The organism is Tsukamurella strandjordii (genome assembly GCF_039525985.1).
GTDB lineage: Bacteria > Actinomycetota > Actinomycetes > Mycobacteriales > Mycobacteriaceae > Tsukamurella > Tsukamurella strandjordii.
The window spans coordinates 817076-835007 of sequence record NZ_BAAAII010000002.1 but is presented as its reverse complement, the minus strand read 5'-3'; the positions used below and the strand labels follow the sequence as shown (position 1 = coordinate 835007).

20 protein-coding genes are annotated in these 17932 nt (G+C 70.7%); 13 read left to right on the top strand and 7 right to left on the bottom strand.

Annotated elements, in window-relative coordinates; all coding sequences use genetic code 11:
- The first annotated feature begins 49 nt into the window (after window positions 1-49).
- Entirely contained in the window at window positions 50-586 is a 537-nt protein-coding gene (locus tag ABD108_RS04880; RefSeq protein ID WP_305110191.1) for a hypothetical protein, read from the top strand.
- Window positions 587-645: 59 nt separating this feature from the next.
- Complete coding sequence (gene nagB, locus ABD108_RS04875; RefSeq protein WP_220656645.1) at window positions 646-1425, top strand: glucosamine-6-phosphate deaminase; 780 nt, start codon at window positions 646-648, stop codon at window positions 1423-1425.
- Here the strand turns inward: nagB and ABD108_RS04870 are convergent.
- A complete protein-coding gene (locus ABD108_RS04870; protein WP_343929602.1) occupies window positions 1413-2075 on the bottom strand; it encodes a TetR/AcrR family transcriptional regulator in 663 nt (220 codons plus the stop codon). The genes nagB and ABD108_RS04870 overlap by 13 nt on opposite strands.
- Window positions 2076-2135: 60 nt before the next feature.
- Between ABD108_RS04870 and ABD108_RS04865 the strand changes: the two genes are divergently transcribed.
- A complete protein-coding gene (locus ABD108_RS04865) occupies window positions 2136-3560 on the top strand; it encodes an MFS transporter (protein ID WP_343929600.1) in 1425 nt (474 codons plus the stop codon).
- Window positions 3561-3569: 9 nt separating this feature from the next.
- Window positions 3570-4697 (top strand): YbfB/YjiJ family MFS transporter, encoded by a 1128-nt coding sequence (locus tag ABD108_RS04860; RefSeq protein ID WP_343929598.1) that lies wholly within the window; start codon window positions 3570-3572, stop codon window positions 4695-4697.
- On the opposite strand, the gene ABD108_RS04855 is transcribed toward ABD108_RS04860, so the two are convergent.
- The 4 genes from ABD108_RS04855 to ABD108_RS04840 all read right to left on the bottom strand — a co-directional run bounded on the left by ABD108_RS04855 (window position 4694) and on the right by ABD108_RS04840 (window position 7739).
- A complete protein-coding gene (locus ABD108_RS04855; protein ID WP_343929596.1) occupies window positions 4694-5680 on the bottom strand; it encodes an aldo/keto reductase in 987 nt (328 codons plus the stop codon). The two genes, ABD108_RS04860 and ABD108_RS04855, sit on opposite strands and share 4 nt — an antisense overlap.
- Before the next feature lies 1 nt (window position 5681).
- Window positions 5682-6164: a MerR family transcriptional regulator gene (locus ABD108_RS04850; RefSeq protein WP_343929594.1), complete on the bottom strand. Its 483-nt coding sequence runs from the start codon at window positions 6162-6164 to the stop codon at window positions 5682-5684.
- A 63-nt stretch (window positions 6165-6227) separates the two neighbouring features.
- Entirely contained in the window at window positions 6228-6815 is a 588-nt protein-coding gene (locus ABD108_RS04845; RefSeq protein WP_220656639.1) for a mycothiol transferase, read from the bottom strand.
- 132 nt (window positions 6816-6947) lie between these two features.
- On the bottom strand, window positions 6948-7739 hold the full coding sequence (locus tag ABD108_RS04840) for an ABC transporter ATP-binding protein (protein ID WP_343929705.1): 792 nt from the start codon (window positions 7737-7739) through the stop codon (window positions 6948-6950).
- A 42-nt stretch (window positions 7740-7781) separates the two neighbouring features.
- Between ABD108_RS04840 and ABD108_RS04835 the strand changes: the two genes are divergently transcribed.
- Window positions 7782-8540 carry a methyltransferase domain-containing protein gene (locus ABD108_RS04835; RefSeq protein WP_343929592.1) on the top strand — a complete coding sequence of 253 codons (759 nt, stop codon included), beginning with the start codon at window positions 7782-7784 and terminating at the stop codon, window positions 8538-8540.
- Here the strand turns inward: ABD108_RS04835 and ABD108_RS04830 are convergent.
- Window positions 8530-9450: a LysR family transcriptional regulator gene (locus tag ABD108_RS04830; protein ID WP_343929590.1), complete on the bottom strand. Its 921-nt coding sequence runs from the start codon at window positions 9448-9450 to the stop codon at window positions 8530-8532. The two genes, ABD108_RS04835 and ABD108_RS04830, sit on opposite strands and share 11 nt — an antisense overlap.
- A gap of 29 nt (window positions 9451-9479) precedes the next feature.
- Here ABD108_RS04830 and ABD108_RS04825 point away from each other — a divergent pair, with 29 nt between their 5' ends.
- From ABD108_RS04825 to ABD108_RS04815, 3 genes are all read left to right on the top strand, one after another.
- On the top strand, window positions 9480-10748 hold the full coding sequence (locus ABD108_RS04825) for an MFS transporter (RefSeq protein WP_305110184.1): 1269 nt from the start codon (window positions 9480-9482) through the stop codon (window positions 10746-10748).
- A gap of 14 nt (window positions 10749-10762) precedes the next feature.
- Window positions 10763-11539, top strand: coding sequence for an LLM class F420-dependent oxidoreductase (locus ABD108_RS04820; RefSeq protein ID WP_343929588.1), 777 nt, complete (start codon window positions 10763-10765; stop codon window positions 11537-11539).
- A 209-nt stretch (window positions 11540-11748) separates the two neighbouring features.
- Window positions 11749-13224, top strand: coding sequence for a CoA transferase (locus tag ABD108_RS04815; protein WP_343929587.1), 1476 nt, complete (start codon window positions 11749-11751; stop codon window positions 13222-13224).
- A gap of 15 nt (window positions 13225-13239) precedes the next feature.
- Here the strand turns inward: ABD108_RS04815 and ABD108_RS04810 are convergent, their stop codons facing one another.
- Window positions 13240-14100, bottom strand: coding sequence for a class I SAM-dependent methyltransferase (locus ABD108_RS04810; protein WP_343929586.1), 861 nt, complete (start codon window positions 14098-14100; stop codon window positions 13240-13242).
- 74 nt (window positions 14101-14174) lie between these two features.
- Between ABD108_RS04810 and ABD108_RS04805 the strand changes: the two genes are divergently transcribed.
- From ABD108_RS04805 to ABD108_RS04785, 5 genes are all read left to right on the top strand, one after another.
- Window positions 14175-14789: a TetR/AcrR family transcriptional regulator gene (locus ABD108_RS04805; RefSeq protein ID WP_343929584.1), complete on the top strand. Its 615-nt coding sequence runs from the start codon at window positions 14175-14177 to the stop codon at window positions 14787-14789.
- A gap of 10 nt (window positions 14790-14799) precedes the next feature.
- Window positions 14800-15546, top strand: coding sequence for a phosphoglyceromutase (locus ABD108_RS04800; protein ID WP_220656634.1), 747 nt, complete (start codon window positions 14800-14802; stop codon window positions 15544-15546).
- Window positions 15547-15640: 94 nt separating this feature from the next.
- Window positions 15641-15937 (top strand): GNAT family N-acetyltransferase, encoded by a 297-nt coding sequence (locus tag ABD108_RS04795; protein ID WP_220656633.1) that lies wholly within the window; start codon window positions 15641-15643, stop codon window positions 15935-15937.
- A gap of 62 nt (window positions 15938-15999) precedes the next feature.
- On the top strand, window positions 16000-17187 hold the full coding sequence (locus ABD108_RS04790) for a sensor histidine kinase (protein ID WP_344186860.1): 1188 nt from the start codon (window positions 16000-16002) through the stop codon (window positions 17185-17187).
- Window positions 17184-17873 (top strand): response regulator, encoded by a 690-nt coding sequence (locus ABD108_RS04785; RefSeq protein ID WP_343929582.1) that lies wholly within the window; start codon window positions 17184-17186, stop codon window positions 17871-17873. Before ABD108_RS04790 ends, ABD108_RS04785 begins: the two co-directional genes overlap by 4 nt.
- Window positions 17874-17932: the final 59 nt, after the last annotated feature.

Below are 17932 nucleotides of genomic sequence, written 5' to 3'. Positions count from 1 at the left end.
CCGATTGCGGGCAGCGTCACGTTCGCAAAGCTGCACTACGGTGAAGGTCATGGAATCCCCAAATCCCTCATCCGCGAAGCCCCGGCCAGGCGCGACGGGGATCTGGGTCGGCGCGGCGATGATGCTGCTCGCCGTGATCGTGCCGGTCGTCGCGACCGTCACCGTGGTCCTCCCGCAGTTCCGGCTCGACATGCAGACCGTGCCCGCCGACGGTGCGCCGCACAGCGTCACCGTGCCCGCGGACCGGACCTACGCCGTCTTCGCGGAGACCCGGACCACGGTGGGCGCACCGTCGTGCACCCTGACCACGGCCGGCGGCGCGCCGATCGAGCAGCGCGTCACGGGTGGGAACGTGACCGTGTCCAACCGCATGGTGCTCAGCGTCTTCGAGACCGGCGCGGGCGACGTGGTCGCGACCTGTTCGCCCGGGATGCCGGAGGCGGGCGGGGCCGAGGTGGCACTCGGCCGCTATCCGGACATGGGGCTGCTGCTGGGCGGGATCTTCGGGTCCCTGGGCTTCGCGCTCGTGGTGGGCGGCCTGGGCCTGACGGTGTTGATCGTGAGCCTGGTGCGCCGCCGAAAATAGGTTATGACCAGTTCTGCTGATCTGCGGGTATTCGCGCTTCGAGGCGGTATCATGGGCCCATGGAAATCGTGATCCGCCCGACCGCTGCCGACGTTGCGACCACTGCCGCCGACATCGTGGCCGACCACGTGCGCCGTGGTCCCGCCGTGCTCGGGCTGGCCACCGGATCCACGCCGCTCGCCACGTACTCCGAGCTCATCCGCCGCCATCGCGAGGAGGGGCTCAGCTTCGCCGACTGCGTCTCCTTCAACCTGGACGAGTACGTCGGCCTGCCGAAGGGGCACCCGGAGAGCTACCGCGAGGTGATCCGCAAGGAGTTCACCTCGCACGTGGACATCCCGGACGCCAAGGTCGAGGGTCCGGACGGTACCGCCGCCGATATCGCCGCGGAGGCGAAGCGCTACGAGGACGCGATCAAGGCCGCGGGTGGTGTGGACGTACAGCTGCTGGGCATCGGCACCGACGGGCACATCGGGTTCAACGAGCCCGTCTCATCGCTGGCCTCGCGTACCCGGATCAAGACGCTCACCACGCAGACCCGTGAGGACAACGCCCGCTTCTTCTCCTCGATCGACGAGGTGCCGATCCACGTGCTGACGCAGGGGCTGGGCACCATCTCCGAGGCGGATCACCTCGTGCTGCTCGCCACCGGCGAGGGCAAGTCAGAGGCGATCGCCGCCACCGTCGAAGGCCCGGTGGCCGCGATCAATCCCGCATCCGTGCTCCAGTTCCATCCGCACGTGACCGTGGTGATCGACGAGGCGGCGGCGTCCCGGCTGCGGCTGCGCGACTACTACCGGCACGTGCTGGAGAACAAGCCCGCCGATCAGCCCTTCTGATCCGGACCGAACAGGCCCACCATCAGGCCCCGCAGGCTCGCCTCGAAATCGTCACGGCTCGAAGGGGGTACGCGCGCCTGCACCGCGGCGCGCATATCCGGTGCCGAGTTCGCCGGCAGCGTGTCGAGGAGATCGATCATCCACGCCGTGGCCTCGTCGTTCGATTCCGCCACCGCGCGCAGGTGCGTGAGCACCGTCCCGAGCGTGAGGCTCCAGCACGCGCGGTAGGCGCGTAGCGCCGACTCCCGGTCTCCCGTGATCCGGTACGCCGCACCGATCGCCGCATCGCTGATGTGTAGCGCGCCGCGGCCGGACCGCTGCGGGCCGATGAGGGCCTCGGGTACCCAGGGGTGCGCGATCAGCGAGTCGTACACCGTGGTGAGCGCGGCGACGATCCGCTCGCGCGGCTCCTCGGGAAAGGTCATGGCGGCGAAGGGTTCCGTGATCGCGTCGAGGGCCAGCGCCAGCAGCGTCTCCTTATCGTCCACGTGCCGGTACAGGGCCATCGGGCTCACCCCGATCTCGGCCGCGAGCAGCTTCATCGTGACGCCGTGCACGCCGTGCTCGTCGAGCAGGCGCACAGCCTGTTCGACGATCTCCTCGCGCGAGGTGCTCGGGGGTCGCCCGCGTCGCGGTGTGGTCTGGCGCATGCCCCCATTGTTATCCACCCCTCTTGTGTCGGAGTCATGCTAAGGCTAGCCTCAGCCATTATGTTACTCGATACACAAAAAAAGAGCCTGGGTGCGGCGATGTTCCTGGGCGGCCTCGCCCAGTTCCTCGTCGCCTTCGATGCATCGGTCACCAACGTGGCGCTGCGAGCCATCCGCGACGATGTGCACTTCACCCCGCAGGGCCTGTCCTGGGTGGTCAACGCCTATGCGATCGCCTTCGGGGGTCTGCTGCTGGTGGGCGGACGGATGTCCGACCGGTTCGGTCCGCGCGCCGTGCTGCGATTCGGCTTCGCGCTGTTCACGGTGGCCTCGCTCGGCGCCTACGCCTGCACCGAGCCCTGGCAGGTGATCCTGGTGCGGGTGCTGCAGGGCGTAGCCGCCGCCGCCATCGCTCCCGCTGCGCTCACCGCGGTGGCGATCACCTTCACCGAGCCGGCGATGCGCGCGAAGGCCTTCGGGGCCGTCGCCATCGGCGCCTCCGCCGGCGGAGCCGTGGGCGTGGTGCTCTCGGGCCTGATCACCGACGCGCTCGGGTGGCGCACCGTGATCGCCTGCGGCGCAATGGTGTCCGCGCTTGGCATGGCCCTCACGTATGCGGCGCCGGGTCCCGCGCCGGACGCGGACCGTCGCACCGACTGGCTGGGCGGCGTCCTGGCGACCGCGGGCCTGTCGGTGCTCACCTACGGGATCGTCGCGGCCACGGACAACGGCTGGGGGAGCGGCCGGACCCTCGGCTGGTTCGCGCTCGCCGTGCTGCTCCTCGCCGCTTTCGTCGTGGTCGAGACGCGGATGCCCGTGCCGCTGGTCGACTTCCGGGTGATGGCGAAGGGGTCGGTGCTGGTGCCCTGCCTGGTGCTGGCCTTCGTGGTGGCCGGACAGTTCGGCGCCTTCTACTTCGTCTCGCTGTACATGCAGATGGGGCTGGGCTACTCGGCGACCAAGACCGGGATGATGTTCCTGCCCTTCTGCTTCGGCATCGTGATCGCGATCGCGGTGGCCACGAAGCTGATGCCGAGGATCGGTGCGCGTGCCGTGGTGGTGCTCGGCGCCGCGATCGCCACCGTGGGATTCCTGCTGTTCGCGCCGCTGCCCGCCGACGGCGATTTCCTTCGTGCCGTGTTGATCCCGTCGCTCGTCACCTCGTTCGGCATCGGCATGACCTTCCTGCCGCTTCCCAACGTCGCGACCGCCGCGGTCGCCCCGAGCTCGGCGGGCATGGTCTCCGGTCTGGTGAACACCGCCCGCCAGCTCGGCGGGGCGCTCGGGCTCGCGGTCCTGGTGACCGTTGCCGCCGGTACGGGCGACGGCGGCGCACCGGCCGCGGTGCTCCCCGGCTATCGCGCGGCCCTCCTGGTCAGCGCCGGGCTGGTGGGCCTCGCGGTGCTGATCGCCCTGTTCCTGCCCGGCCGCGACGAGGAACCGGCGGCGGTGAGCCCCGTCGAGACCGACGAGGCCAGTCGTTAGAATGGCGTAGTGAATACGCGGCGAATCGGATTCGGAGCACTCGCCGGACTCGCGGCGGCCATGGGACTGGGGCGGTTCGTCTACACCCCGATCCTCCCGCTCATGCAGGAGCAGACCGGCGTCTCATCGAGCTCGACCGCCGTGGTGGCCACGGCCAACTATCTGGGCTACTTCCTCGGTGCCGTGGCGCCGGCGATCTGGCCGAGGATCTCGCGCAGCGCGCTGCTCTTCCGGATCAGCCTGGTGGTCCTGGTGGCCAGCGAGATCGCGATGATCGCCGCGGTGGACGTGCCCTGGTGGTCGGCCGTGCGACTGGTGGCGGGCATCGCCAGCGCCATCGTCTTCGTGTACTGCGCCGGGGCGGTGGCCGGAACCGCCGCCGCGGGAACCGCATTCGCCGGTGTGGGCGTGGGGATCGCGGTCTCCGGGCTCCTCGTGGTGGGGCTGGGCGAGGTGGTCGGATGGCGGTCGCTGTGGGTGATGTCCGCCCTCGCGACCGCCGCCTTCGGGCTCGCCGCGTGGCGGGTACCGCCGGGCGGCGCACCCACCGCAGCGTCGCCCCACGGTGCCCGGCCCGGCCTCGCGGGCTGGTCGCTCGGCATCAGCTACTTCCTGGAGGGGCTCGGCTACATCGTGCTCGGCACCTTCCTCGTGGCCGCCGTCGCCGTGGGCGGACAGTCCTGGGAGGGGCCCGCCGCGTGGGTGATCGTCGGCCTCGCCGCGGCCGCCTCGCCCATGCTCTGGGCGCGGCTGCGCCGCTACCGATCGGCCGAGTACCTCCTGGTGGTCGCGCTGCTCCTGCAGGTGGTGTCCGCGGTGCTGCCCGCGCTCGTCGGTGGCCCCGTCGCGGCCGGGATCTCGGCCGTGCTGTTCGGCGGCACCTTCATCGGCGCCGTGATGCTCACGATGGAGGCCGGCGCGGACATCGGCATTCCGCGCTCGGCCGCCGTCCTCACCGCCGCGTACGGCATCGGGCAGATCGTGGGCCCGCTGGTGGTCGCGCCGATGCTCGGCGACGGGTACCGGGCCGCCTTCCTCACCGCCGGCGCCGTCCTGCTCGCCTCCGCCGCGCTCGCCGCCGTGGCCGGGCGAGCGCGGCTCGCGGCTGCGGGGGCGTCGGCCCGGCGCCGCGGCTAGCTGCGCTGCCGCAGCGTGCGCTCCGGCAAGCGGCTGCCCGCCGCGGAGAGGGCGGTCAGGGCGGCGAGCTGGTCCGCCGAGAGCGCGACGTCCACCGCGCCGAGGTTGTCGGCCAGGTTCTTCCGCTTCGTGGTGCCGGGGATCGGCACCACATCGTGACCCTGCGCCAGCACCCAGGCGAGCGCGACCTGCGCCGCGGTCACCGTGCGGCCCTCGGTCGAGAGATCGGCCGCGATCGCGTCGATCCGGTCGACCAACCGCAGATTCGCCTCCAGGTTCTCGCCCTGCCAGCGGGGGATGGTGGTGCGGAAGTCGTTGCTCTGCAGGGCCGCGACGGTCGCGGCGCGGCCACCGGTCAGCATGCCGCGCCCCAGCGGGCTGAACGGCACGAGCGAGGCGCCCACCTCGCGGGCCGCCTGCAGCGGGCCGTCCTCCACATCGCGGGTGAAGATCGAGTACTCCGACTGCAGCGCCGAGATCCGGTGCACGGCGGCGGCTTTGCGGATGTCCTCGGCGGAGGCCTCGGAGAGCCCCAGGGCACGCACCTTGCCCGCGGCCACCTGCTCGGCCATCGCGCCCACCGTCTCCTCGACCGGCACCTGCGGATCGACACGGTGCAGGTAGTACAGGTCGATCACGTCGATGCCGAGGCGGCGCAGCGAAGCATCCACGCAGCCCGCGACGCGCTCCGGGCGGCCGTCGAGCCCGATCGGCCGCTGGTTCTCATCGTTGATGAAGCCGAACTTGGTGGCCAGCACCACCTCGTCGCGCCGCGCGGACAGGAAGCCCGCGAGGAACTCCTCGTTGGCGCCGTTGCCGTACATGTCGGCGGTGTCGAGGAGGGTGACGCCGGCATCGACGGCGGCGTTGAGGGTGGCGAGCGATTCGGCGTTGTCGGGGGTGCCGTAGGCGTGGCTCATGCCCATGCAGCCGAGGCCGAGCGCCGAGACGGTGAGGTCGCCGATGGTGCGGGTGGGGAGCATGTCAATCCTCCTGGGAGTCGGTGGTGGCGGCGCAGTCGCCGAGGGCGCCGCCGTAGGTGGCGATCTTGTAGTCGATCACCGCGAGCGAGTACTTCAGGTCCTCGATCTGCGCGGCGGTCCGGGCCCGGTGCGCCGTGAGTAGCGCGAGCCTGGCCGGCACCGTCTCCTCGCCGGCCTCGACCAGCCGGATGTACTCGGTGATGTCGGCGATCGGCATGCCGGACAGGCGGAGCCGGGTGAGGAAGATGACCCGCGAGATGGCGCGCGGCCCGTACCGGCGGTGCCCGGCACCGTCGCGATCGACGGTCACCAGGCCGATCCGCTCGTAGTACCGCAGGGTGTGCCCGGTGACACCGGTCAGCTCGGCCATCTCGGCGACGGTGAGCGGACCGTCGTTCACCGGACCCGCGAGCAGTTCACTCAGGTCGGGCAACGGCGCGCGGGAGCCGAGTAGGGCGGTGAGTTCTTCGGTGATTGCGACCACGTGAGCAACGCTAGGCCTTCGAGCGCACTCGAAGTCAACAGCCGTGCGCCACTCCGTCGTCGGCTACTCCGAGGGTGGGGTCCAGGGCTGGACGAAGCCCAGGTCACCCATGCCCTCGGCCCCGGCCACCAGTTCGTACATCGTGGCGCCGTCGATCTGCTCGCGGATGATGTCGCCGTGCCCGGCGTGCCGGCCCACCTCCTCGATGATGTGCAGCAGCACCCAGCGCACCGTCCAGCCCTCGAGATCGGGCGGGAACCAGGGCGCCTTCGGGGTGGGCACGATCAGGTCGAGGTCGGCGGTGTCGGCCGCGGCGAGGGCGCGGGCTGCCACGGCGTCGTACGCGGCCAGGATCGAGGCGAGGGTGTCGTCCGCGGTCACCACGAAATCGCTGCCGTAGGCGGCCTGCGCGGCCTCCACATCGAGCGGGGGCTCGCCCGGCGCGGCCTCGATCTTCTCGACCCAGCCGCCGACCGAATCGGTGACGTGCTTGAGCAGGCCGCCGATCGTCAGCTCGCTGCGGGCGGGAGAGAGGCGGATCTGCTCCTCGGTCAATCCGTACGAGGTGTGCCGCAGACCGTCGAGCTGCTGGGCGATGAAACCGCGCAGGCCTGCGCGTTCGGTATCGGCGGCGGGGGCGAGGAAGGGCATGGCGTGCTCCTGGGCGTGCGGGGGCCGGTGGTGGTGGTCCCAGTCAACCGCGAACCACCGGCACTGTCCTGCATGCCGCGAAAATTCCCACGCGGGGCATCCGGAAGCCCCGGTCCTGCGTGCTGCGGACCGTCAGCGTGAGATCGCGGTCCACCGCCCGTGCTGGCGGTCGATCGTGATCGGGTGATCGAAGGCGGCGCTGATCCGCTCGGTGGTCAGTACATCGGCCACCGGACCGGCCGCGGTGAGCACGCCGTCGCGGATGAGCACGGCGTGCGTGGTGGTCACCGGGATCTCCTCCAGGTGGTGCGTCACCAGGATGGACGCCAGCTCGGGATGCGCGCGGCGGGTGCCGTCGACGGAGGTCAACAGTCGCTCGCGGGCGGCGAGGTCGAGGCCGGTGGCCGGCTCGTCCAGCAGCAGCAGGTCCGGCTCGCCCATCAGCGCGCGGGCGATGAGGGCGCGGCCGCGTTCACCCTGGGACAGGGTGGGCCACACCGAATCCGCATGCCGCGTCATCCCCAGCGATTCGATCAGCTCGTCGGCGCGCGTCCGCTGCGCCGGCGTGGGGGCCCAGCGCGGCGGGAACTCCGGCGTGTTGGTGAGGCCGGTGATCACCACATCGCGCACCGTGAGCGGCACGTCCAGGCGGTGCCGCGGGTTCACGTGCCCGATGTGCGTGCGCAGCTCGCGCATGTCGACTCTGCCGAGCCGCTTGCCCAGCACGTCGACGGTGCCGCGGGTGGGATGGGTGACCGCGCCGCACAGACCGAGCAGCGTCGACTTGCCGGCGCCGTTCGCGCCCAGCAACACCCAGTGCTCGCCGCGGCGAACCGTGAGCGAGACGTCGTCGAGGAGCTTGCGCCCGTTGCGGACCAGATCCACGTGGTCGATGCTCAGAACATGCGGGCTGTCGGTCGAGATGCTCACGCAGTGCACCTTACAACTAAATGATTGGATGATTCTATGACTAATCACCGGTGGGATCCGTCGCAATACCTCAAGTTCGGTGACGAGCGCACGCGCCCCTTCGTGGACCTGATCGCGCGCATTCCGGGCGATGCGCGCACCGTGGTCGACCTCGGATGCGGCGCCGGGAACGACGTTGCGCCCCTGCGGGCCCGCTTCCCCGGGGCGGCGATCCACGGAGTCGACTCCAGCGCGGAGATGATCGACCGCGCCCGGTCCGACATCCAGGATCCGAACGTCACCTTCGAGGTGGCCGACGCCGCCACCTGGCGCCCCGACGGAGCGCGCCCCGACGTGATCGTCTCCAACGCCATGTTCCAGTGGATCGACCGGCACATCGAGCTGTTGCCCGGCATCGCCGACGCGGCCGCGCAGGCCTTCGCCTTCCAGGTTCCGGGCAACCAGGACGCGCCCTCGCACGCCCTGCTGGCGGAGGTCGCCGCGGAGTTCGGCATCACCGGCTACCGCACGGTGGACGTGCGCGAACCCGCGGAATACCTGGCCGCACTGCACCGTCCGGGCTGGACCGTGGACGTCTGGGAGACCACCTACCTGCACGTGCTGCAGGGCGCGGACGCGGTCTTCGAGTGGATCTCCGGCACCGGCGCGCGGCCAGTGCTCGCCCGGCTCGACGGTGCGGTCAAGGACGACTTCGTCGCCCGCTACAAGGCCGAACTGAACCGGGCCTACCCGCCGCAGGAGTACGGCACGGTGCTGCCCTTCCGGCGGATCTTCGCCGTGGCCGCTAGGAACTGATCGCCTCGTCGGACTGGGCGATCGCGTAATCGCGGAAGGACCGCACGGCCCGCGAGAGCGCCACGTCCGGCCGCCAGATGATGCCCACCTCGCGGGTGGGCGCCGGCCCCGACATCGGCACCAGCGACAGCCCCGCAGGCAGCAGGGGGTTGCGGTCCATCGGCAGTAGCGCCACCCCGAGCCCCGCCGCCACCAGTCCGGCGACGGTGAACGACTCCGACGATTCGAAGGTGATCCGCGGACGGAATCCGGCAGCGGCGCACCGCTCTTCGAGGATGCGGCGCATACCGAACTCCGGGTGCATGGTGATGAAATCGGCGTCGGACGCTTCGGACAGGTGCACCGAACTGCGCCCCGCCAACGGATGGTCGGCGGGTACCGCGAGCGCCAGCCGCTGGACCGTGAGCAGGCTCCACGCGACGGCGCCCGTGGTGGGGCGCGGCGAGACGATCGCGAGATCGGCCTCGTCGGCCAGCACCAGATCGGTGATGGTGCCCGCGGCGAACTGGGAGAGCTCGAAGGTGACCCGCGGCTCGCGCGCCCGGAAGCCGGAGACCAGCTGCGGGACCATCGCGACGCCGAAGGAATGCAGGAAGGCCAGCCGGATGGTGCCCTGCGACGGGCTGCGCAGGTCGGCGATCTGCGCCCGCGCCGCCTCCAGTTCGGCGTGCGCGCGCCGCGCGTGATCGAGGTAGATCTCGCCGCTGGCATTGAGCACGAGGCGGCCGTGCCGCCGGTCGAACAGCGGGGCGCCGAGATCGGCTTCGAGCCGCGCGAGGGTCCTCGACAGGGTCGGTTGGGTGATCCGCAGCAGGGCGGCGGCGTCGGTCATGTGCGCCGTCTCGGCCAGGGTGATGAACCTCACCAGGTCGTCCGCGGTGTTCGCCGCGGATCGCTCACCTGCAACCATGCGTCTTGTCTATCAGAGTCGTCAAAGACATGCATTTCACACATCGACGGGTCCGGGGCAATGTCGGGCCCGTGACCGCCACCGTCGACCCCGCCACCGCCGCACCGCTGCGCGCCGGGACGCCCGCGTACCGTCGCACCACCCTGGCGCTGTTCGTGGCCGGGCTCACCACCTTCGGATCGATGTACTCGACCCAGGCCGTGTTGCCCGAGCTGACGCGCGTCTTCGGCTCCGCGCCCGCGACCTCCGCCCTCGCCGTCTCGGTGACCACCGGGCTGCTCGCGCTCACCATCATCCCGGTGAGCGCGCTCTCCGAACGATTCGGCCGCACCCGCGTGATGACGGCCTCCGCCGTACTCGCCGTGCTTCTGGGGCTGGCGATTCCGCTCTCGCCCTCGCTGCCGGTGCTGCTCGGGCTGCGCGCCCTGCAGGGAGTCGCCCTGGCCGGAGTGCCCGCGGTGGCGATGGCCTACCTCGCGGAGGAGGTGGACGGCCGCGATCTCGGCGGCGCCATGGGCCGCTACGTGGCGGGCACCACGATCGGCGGGCTGCTGGGCCGCGTCGTCACCGCCGTCGGCCTCGACGTGCTGCCCTGGCGCGGCGCCATGGAGGTCTTCGCGGTGCTCGCCGCGGTGCTCACCGTGGTGATGATCCGCTCGCTCCCCGCATCCCGGTTCCACACGCCCGCACCGATTTCGGTCTCGACGACGGTGCGCGGCATGGCCGGGCACGTGCGGCGGCCCGCGCTCGCCGTGCTGTTCGTGCTGGCCTTCCTGCTGATGGGCGGCTTCGTCAGCGTGTACAACTTCCTGGGCTTCCGGCTGCTGGCCGCACCGTTCGGATTCTCCGCGGGCGTGGTGGGCCTGGTCTTCCTCATCTACCTCGCCGGAACCTGGTCGTCCGGCGCGGCCGGACGGCTCGCCGACCGGATCGGCCGGCGGCGGGTGCTGCTGGCCGCGATCGCCGCCATGGGGATCGGTCTGTTGATCACGCTCCCCGACACCGTCCCGACGGTGCTGCTCGGCGCGGTGGTGCTGACCGCCGGGTTCTTCGCCGCGCACAGCGTGGCCAGCGGCTGGGTGGGCGCGCTCGCCACCGAACACCGCGCGGAGGCCTCGTCGGGCTACCTGTTCTGCTACTACGCGGGCTCGTCGGTGCTCGGCGCCGCCGCCGGCATCGCCTTCAGCGCCGCCGGGTGGACCGGCATCGTGATCGCCGTGGGGGCCGCGCTGGTGCTGGCCGGGGCCCTCGCGGCGGCCGTGCTGCCCGGTTCGACCGGCGAACCGGCGCGGGACTGAGTAGCGTCGAAACCATGCGCATCGGAGTCCAACTTCAGCCCCAGCACTTCACCGAATACCAGCAGCTCCGCGACGCCGTCGCCAAGCTCGAGGAGCTCGGCGTGGACGTGGTCTACAACTGGGACCACTTCTTCCCACTGTCCGGCGATCCCGACGGCACGCACCTCGAATGCTGGACCATGCTCGCCGCATGGGCCGAGCAGACCTCGCGCGTGGAGATCGGCGCGCTGGTCACCTGCAACAGCTACCGCAACCCCGACCTGCTCGCCGATATGGCGCGCACCGTGGACCACATCTCGAAGGGCCGCCTGATCCTGGGCATCGGCTCGGGCTGGTTCCAGCGCGACTACGACGAGTACGGCTACGAATTCGGCACTGCCGGTTCCCGACTCGACGACCTGGCGACTGCTTTGCCGCGGATCAAGGCCCGCTGGGCCGAGCTCAACCCCGCGCCCACCCGCGACATCCCGATCCTGATCGGCGGCGGTGGGGAGAAGAAGACGCTGCCCCTGGTGGCCGAGTACGCCTCGGTGTGGCACTACTTCGTGGACCTGGAGACCTACCGGCACAAGTCCCGGGTGCTCGCGGACGCCTGCGGGGCCATCGGCCGCGATCCGAAGTCCATCGCGCACAACGTGGCCATCCCGCGCGGCTCCAGCGTGGACGAGGCCATCGCCTTCGCCGATCTGCTCGTGGCCGAGGGCGCCACCGAGTTCACCGCCGAGCTCGCCGCCCCCGATTTCGATTACACCGTGATCGAGGCGCTGCTGCGCTGGCGCGACACGCAGTAGATCGCACGGCCCCGCGGGCGGGACGCTGGCAACGTTCGTAGTCGGTTGTAGCCCGCAACGGCGGGGCCGTGTGCGCGGAATAGTGAACTGGCCATGATGAATTCGACCGCCATTCACTTTACGCGGTTAACGATCGCGTTTGTCGCAGGTTGGGTTCAGGTGCCCGCGAGTGCCGACGACGGGCGCCCCGCCTGGAGTCTGCTGGGGACATGCCCAACGAACGAGTGACCCCGAACCTGACCGCCGCCCCCGACGTCCGCACCGACTTCGCCGCCCTGCTCGCCGGCGTGGGGCTCGACGCACGCGATACCGGCGGGGAGGTGAATTTCACTGGGGCCGACCCGATCCTGCCCAGCCGCCACCGACTGGGCGCGATCATGGCGATGGGCATGATGGCGCCCGCCGTGGCCACCCAGATCCTGTACCGGATGCGGGGAGGTCCGGCCCAGGACCTCTCCGTGGACCTGAGACAGGCAGTCTCCCATATCAATCCGATGTACAACTTCACACCCACGGCCGGCGGATACCCCTACTACTCGCCCGTCGCCACCATCGGCAAGGCCCTCGGCTTCGGGATCTACCCCACCAAGGACGACCGGTGGTACCTGCCCACCGCCGTCTACCCGCACATGTACCGCGACTGGGTCGGGTTGCTGCAGACCGGAATCGACCAGAAATCGGTCGCGAAGGCGATCGCGACCTGGAACGCGCAGGAGCTGGAGGACGCCGCCGCGGAGCGCGGCATGGTGGGCACCATGATCCGGTCGCGCGAGGAATGGCTCGCCCACCCGCAGGGCGCCTACCTCGCGCAGACACCGATGATCGAGATCATCAAGATCGGCGACAGCGAGCCCGAACTCCCGCCGCTCGCCGATCCCGCGCGCCCGCTGTCCGGCTTCACGGTGGCCACCATGACGCACGTGATCGCCGGCCCCGTCGCTGCGCGCACCCTCGCGGAGCAGGGCGCGCAGGTGTTGGATCTGGCCCGCCCCGATCCCGAGATCGACCTGATCCTGCTCGACACCCACCTCGGATTCCGCTCCACCTACAGCGACCTGCAGCAGCAGTCGTACGTCGACCAGGCCCGCGACCTCATCTCGGGCGCCGATGTGGTGATCGAGAACTACCGCGGACGCAAGATCAGCGACTTCGGACTGTCGGCCGAAGCGGTCGCCGACCTGCGGCCGGGGATCGTGTACGCCTCCGTGCGCGGATTCGGCTGGGACGGGCCGTGGTCCGACCGTGGCGGCTTCGACATGGACGCCAACTGCTGCACCGGATACGCCACCTACGAGGGCGGCGACGGCGCACCCAAACTCCCGCCGACGATCATCCTCAACGACTATCTCGCCGGGTACCTCACCTCCCTCGGTGTGCTCGCCGCCCTGAAGCTGAGGGCGGAGCAGGGCGGCAGCTACCACGTGCGTACCTCGCTGTCGCGGTTCTCCATGTGGTACTCGGAACTGGGCCTGTTCGACCAGGCGTACGTGGACGAGACGATCGCGCACCCCGACCACCAGCCGATCGCCCCGGAGGCCTACGACTTCGTGAGCGGCTACGGCAAGCAGCACCGCCTGGCCCCCGGGGTCGCGTACTCGGCGACGCCGGGACGCTGGGCGATCCCGTCGAACCCGACGCTGGTGCCACTCGGCGCCTCCGACCCCGCGTGGCTCCCGCCGTACTGAGTGACAGCGCGCGTGCTAACTCCCGAGCTCCGCAGGACGCAGGGTCACCACGGCGCTGAAGGGGGCATCGCCGGGATCCCGGGGATCGGGCTGCGGTCCCGCGGCCAGACGGTGCGCCTGCGGCGTATCGAACCGGCCGAGGGCCACGGCGGCGGGGAAGATCGGTTCGATCCGCTCCGCCGCCCACCCGCGCTCCTCGAAATGCGCCACCCCGTCCGCGGGCAGGAAGCGCCACGGGGCGGACCTGAGGAGACCCCGATTGCGCTCGGCCATCAGTGATCCCACGCCCGCGGCGCTGAGGTCGAAGGACCAGCGATCGACTCCGGCTGCCAGCAGGTCCGCTGTCAGCGCGTCCGCCCCGGCGGGGGAGAGGTACATGATCAGCCCCTCCGCGAGGACCAGCGTGCGGGCCGGCCCGACCTCGTCGAGCACGGATCTGAGGCCGCCGTCCGCCAGGTCGAGCGGCACGCGCCGCAACCGGCAGCGCGGCACCTCGTCCCGGAGCGCCGCCTCCTTCTCGGCGATCAGCGCGGGCAGATCGACCTCGATCCACTCCAGGTCGGCGGGCAGGTCGAGCCGGTACGGGCGGGCGTCGAGCCCCGCGCCCAGGTTGACCACCGCCTCGAATCCCTCGGCGACCGCGGCGAGGACCGCGCGATCGAGCAGCACCGTGCGCGCCACGAGGTACCAGCCGTCGCCGCCCGCGGCGGCCGGTGCCGCGGCGGCCCGCTTCGCGATCTCGCGACCGCGACGGCTCGCGAGCCCCGCCGCGAGGTGATCGTGGAACAGCGCATCCGGCCGGGCGGATTCCACCGCGCGCTGATGGGCCACCCAGCGGGCCGTGTCGTCGACGGCGCGCACTTCGATGTCGGTCATGGTACTCCAATCCTCTATGAACGTAGAGCCTCTATGGTTATAGAGGAAGTGCAGTGGCGGCGGAAGGGGTGGGCATGGACGAACGGCGGACGGCGATCTGTGAGGCGGTGCTCGACCTCGCGGCGGACGGCGGCAATCGAGCGGCCACGCACGGCGCGGTCGACCGCGGGCTCGACCTGCCCAAGGGGTCCACGTCGTACTACTACCGGACCCGCTCCGACCTGCTGAGAGCCGCCATCGAGCACCTGGCGACCCGCTCCCGCACCGCCTTCGACCGGGCCGTGCCGAGCACCGTCGACCTCGAGACCGCCGCCGACGTGATCGCCGCCCAGCTCGACCAGCTGCTCGCCGAACGTCGACGCGACGCCCTCGCCCGCTACGCGCTCGCCCCGGACGCCGTCGCGGAGGGGCTCGCCGAGCCGCTCGCCAAGTGCCTGTTCTCGACGCCGCTCGCCACCGGACTGCTCGCCGAACTCGGCGCACCGCAGCCCGGTGTCGCGGCCCGCGACCTGATCAGCCTGCTGGAGGGACTGCTGTTCGACCGGCTGTACGGCACCCGATCGATCGGCGGACCCGCGGCGGGAACCCCGGACAGCCGCGCCGACCTCCGCGGGCCGGTGCACCGGCATCTGCTCGCCGCGTGCGGTGATCGCACCGTCGACCCGGCCGGCCGACACCGTCCCCACTAAGCTGACCGCCATGACCTACGGCACCTTGATCCTGCTCCGTCACGGCGAGAGCGAGTGGAACGCGTCCAACCAGTTCACCGGCTGGGTCGATGTGGCGCTGACGGAGAAGGGTCGCGGCGAGGCCGCCCGCGGCGGCGAGCTGCTCAAGGCGAAGGGCCTGCTCCCCGACATCGTCTACACCTCGCTGCTGCGCCGCGCCATCACCACCGCGAACCTCGCGCTGGACGCCGCCGACCGGCACTGGATTCCCGTGGTGCGCGACTGGCGCCTCAACGAGCGCCACTACGGCAAGCTGCAGGGCCTGAACAAGGCGCAGACCAAGGAGCAGTTCGGCGACGAGCAGTTCATGCTGTGGCGCCGCAGCTACGACACCCCGCCGCCCGCGATCGACCCCAACAACGAGTACAGCCAGACCGACGACGCGCGCTACGCCAAGCTGCCCAGCGTGCCGCTCACCGAGTGCCTGCTCGACGTGGTGAACCGCTTCATCCCCTACTACCAGGCCGTGATCGAGCCGCAGGTGGCCGAGGGGAAGACGGTGCTCGTGGCCGCCCACGGCAACTCGCTGCGCGCGCTGGTCAAGTACCTCGACGGCATCTCCGACGCCGATATCGCCGGCCTGAACATCCCCACCGGCATCCCGCTGGCCTACGAGTTCAACGCCGACGGCACCGTCGCCAACCCGGGCGGCACCTACCTCGACCCCGAGGCCGCCGCGGCCGGCGCCGCCGCCGTGGCGAACCAGGGCGGCAAGTAACACCAGCGAACCACCGAGGGGCGGTACCGAATTTCGGTACCGCCCCTCAGTATTTACACAGCCATCACCGCCGCCGAGGCGCTAGCGTTGATACATGGCTGACGTGACTGTGACCCACTCCCCCCAGGAGGAGCGCTACGTGCTCACCGTCGACGGCGAGCAGGCGGGCTACCTCGACTACCTCGACGAGGTGGACGTGCGCCTGCTGACCCACACCGTGGTCGATGAGGCCTACGGCGGCAACGGCTATGCGGCGCTCCTCACCAAGGCTGCTCTCGACGACGTCCGCGACTCCGACAAGCGCGCCCGCGCGGTGTGCTCGTACGTCGCGAGCTACGTGGAGAAGCACCCCGAGTACGCCACCGTTGTCGAGGTGGCCGCCGACCGGTAACCCCCGGTTCACTCGCCGTTCTCGCGAAATGCAAAGGCGGCGAACCTGGGTACACTATTCGCGTGACTTTGGCCCTCTGTGCGGTGTCCGCCCTGGCGGGCGCCCTGATCGGGTGGCTGGCGCATCGGGTCCGTGAGCGGGTGACCGCGCCGCCGGCCGCATCCCCGAGCCGGATGACGGTGGCCGAGCTCCAACGCGAGGTGCTCCAGGAGTCGCCCACCGGCCTCGTCGTGGTCGATCGCTTCCGCGACGTGATCCTGTTCAACCACCGCGCCGCCGAATTCTCATTGGTCCGCGACCAACTCCTCGACGACCGCGTCTGGGACACCGCCTGCCGGGTTCTCGACACCGGGGCGCCCGGCACCGTCGAGCTCACGGTGACCCGGCGCGCCGACCGGGCCGGCATCGCCGTCCGCTGCCGGGTGGAGCTGATCACCGGCAGCGAGCCCGACGAGCGCTACGCAGTGGTCTACGCCGACGACGACACCGAGAACAAGCGCATGGAGGCCACGCGCCGCGACTTCGTGGCCAACGTCTCGCACGAACTCAAGACCCCCGTGGGCGCGATCGGCCTGCTCGCCGAGGCGCTCCTCGAATCCGACGACGATCCGGAAGCCGTGCGGCACTTCGGCTCCCGCGTGCTCGCCGAATCCACCCGGATGGGCAACATGGTCAACGAGCTGATCGCGCTCTCCCGCCTGCAGGGCGCCGAGAAGCTGCCCGACCTCGGCACCGTCGAGGTCGACGACGTGGTCGGCGAGGCGGTGGCGCGCGCCCAGGTGGCCGCCGAGGCGAACAACATCACGCTCATCGTCGACGAGCCCTCCGGCCTCGAGATCCGCGGCGACGACACGCTACTGCTCACCGCGCTCGCGAACCTGATCTCCAATGCCATCGCCTACTCGCCGCAGGGCACGCAGGTCTCGATCAGCCGCCGCGGCCGCGTGATCGACGGCGCCGCCTCGGTGGAGATCGCGGTGACCGATCGCGGGATCGGCATCGCCCCCGAAGACCAGGAGCGCGTCTTCGAGCGCTTCTTCCGCGTCGACAAGGCGCGCTCCCGGATGACGGGCGGTACCGGACTCGGACTCGCCATCGTCAAGCACGTCGCTGCCAACCACGGCGGCACCATTAAGCTCTGGAGCAAACCGGGAATGGGATCGACGTTCACGCTGGTGTTGCCGGCGTTGACGGAGTCCGGCCCGGAGAGCTCGGAGCAGGAAGACCACAGCGAGGAAGTACTGCGGTGACACACGTACTGATTGTCGAAGACGAGGAGTCGCTGGCCGACCCTCTGGCGTTCCTGCTCCGCAAGGAGGGATTCGAGACCACCGTCGTCACGGACGGTGCCGAAGCGCTCCGTCATTTCGACTCCGCCGGCGCCGATATCGTGCTGCTCGACCTCATGCTCCCCGGCATGAGCGGCACCGATGTCTGCAAACAACTGCGCGCCCGTTCGTCGGTGCCGGTCATCATGGTGACCGCCCGCGACAGCGAGATCGACAAGGTGGTCGGCCTGGAACTGGGCGCCGACGACTACGTCACCAAGCCCTACTCGGCGCGCGAGCTGATCGCCCGCATCCGCGCGGTGCTGCGACGCGGCGCCGACACCGCGGGCGCGGACGGTCTGGACGACGGGGTGCTCGAGGGCGGCCCCGTGCGGATGGACGTCGAGCGGCACGTGGTGACCGTGTCCGGCGACCCCGTGACGCTGCCGCTCAAGGAGTTCGACCTGCTCGAGTACCTGCTGCGCAACAGCGGTCGCGTGCTCACCCGCGGGCAGCTCATCGACCGGGTGTGGGGCGCCGACTACGTGGGCGACACCAAGACCCTGGACGTGCACGTCAAGCGCCTGCGCAGCAAGATCGAGGCCGATCCGGCCAACCCGAAGCACCTGGTCACCGTCCGGGGGCTCGGCTACAAACTTGAGCCCTGAGCCCTGAGCCCGGCGGTCGCCCCACCCGGGGCACCGCCATTTCTCCACCCCCGCTGACT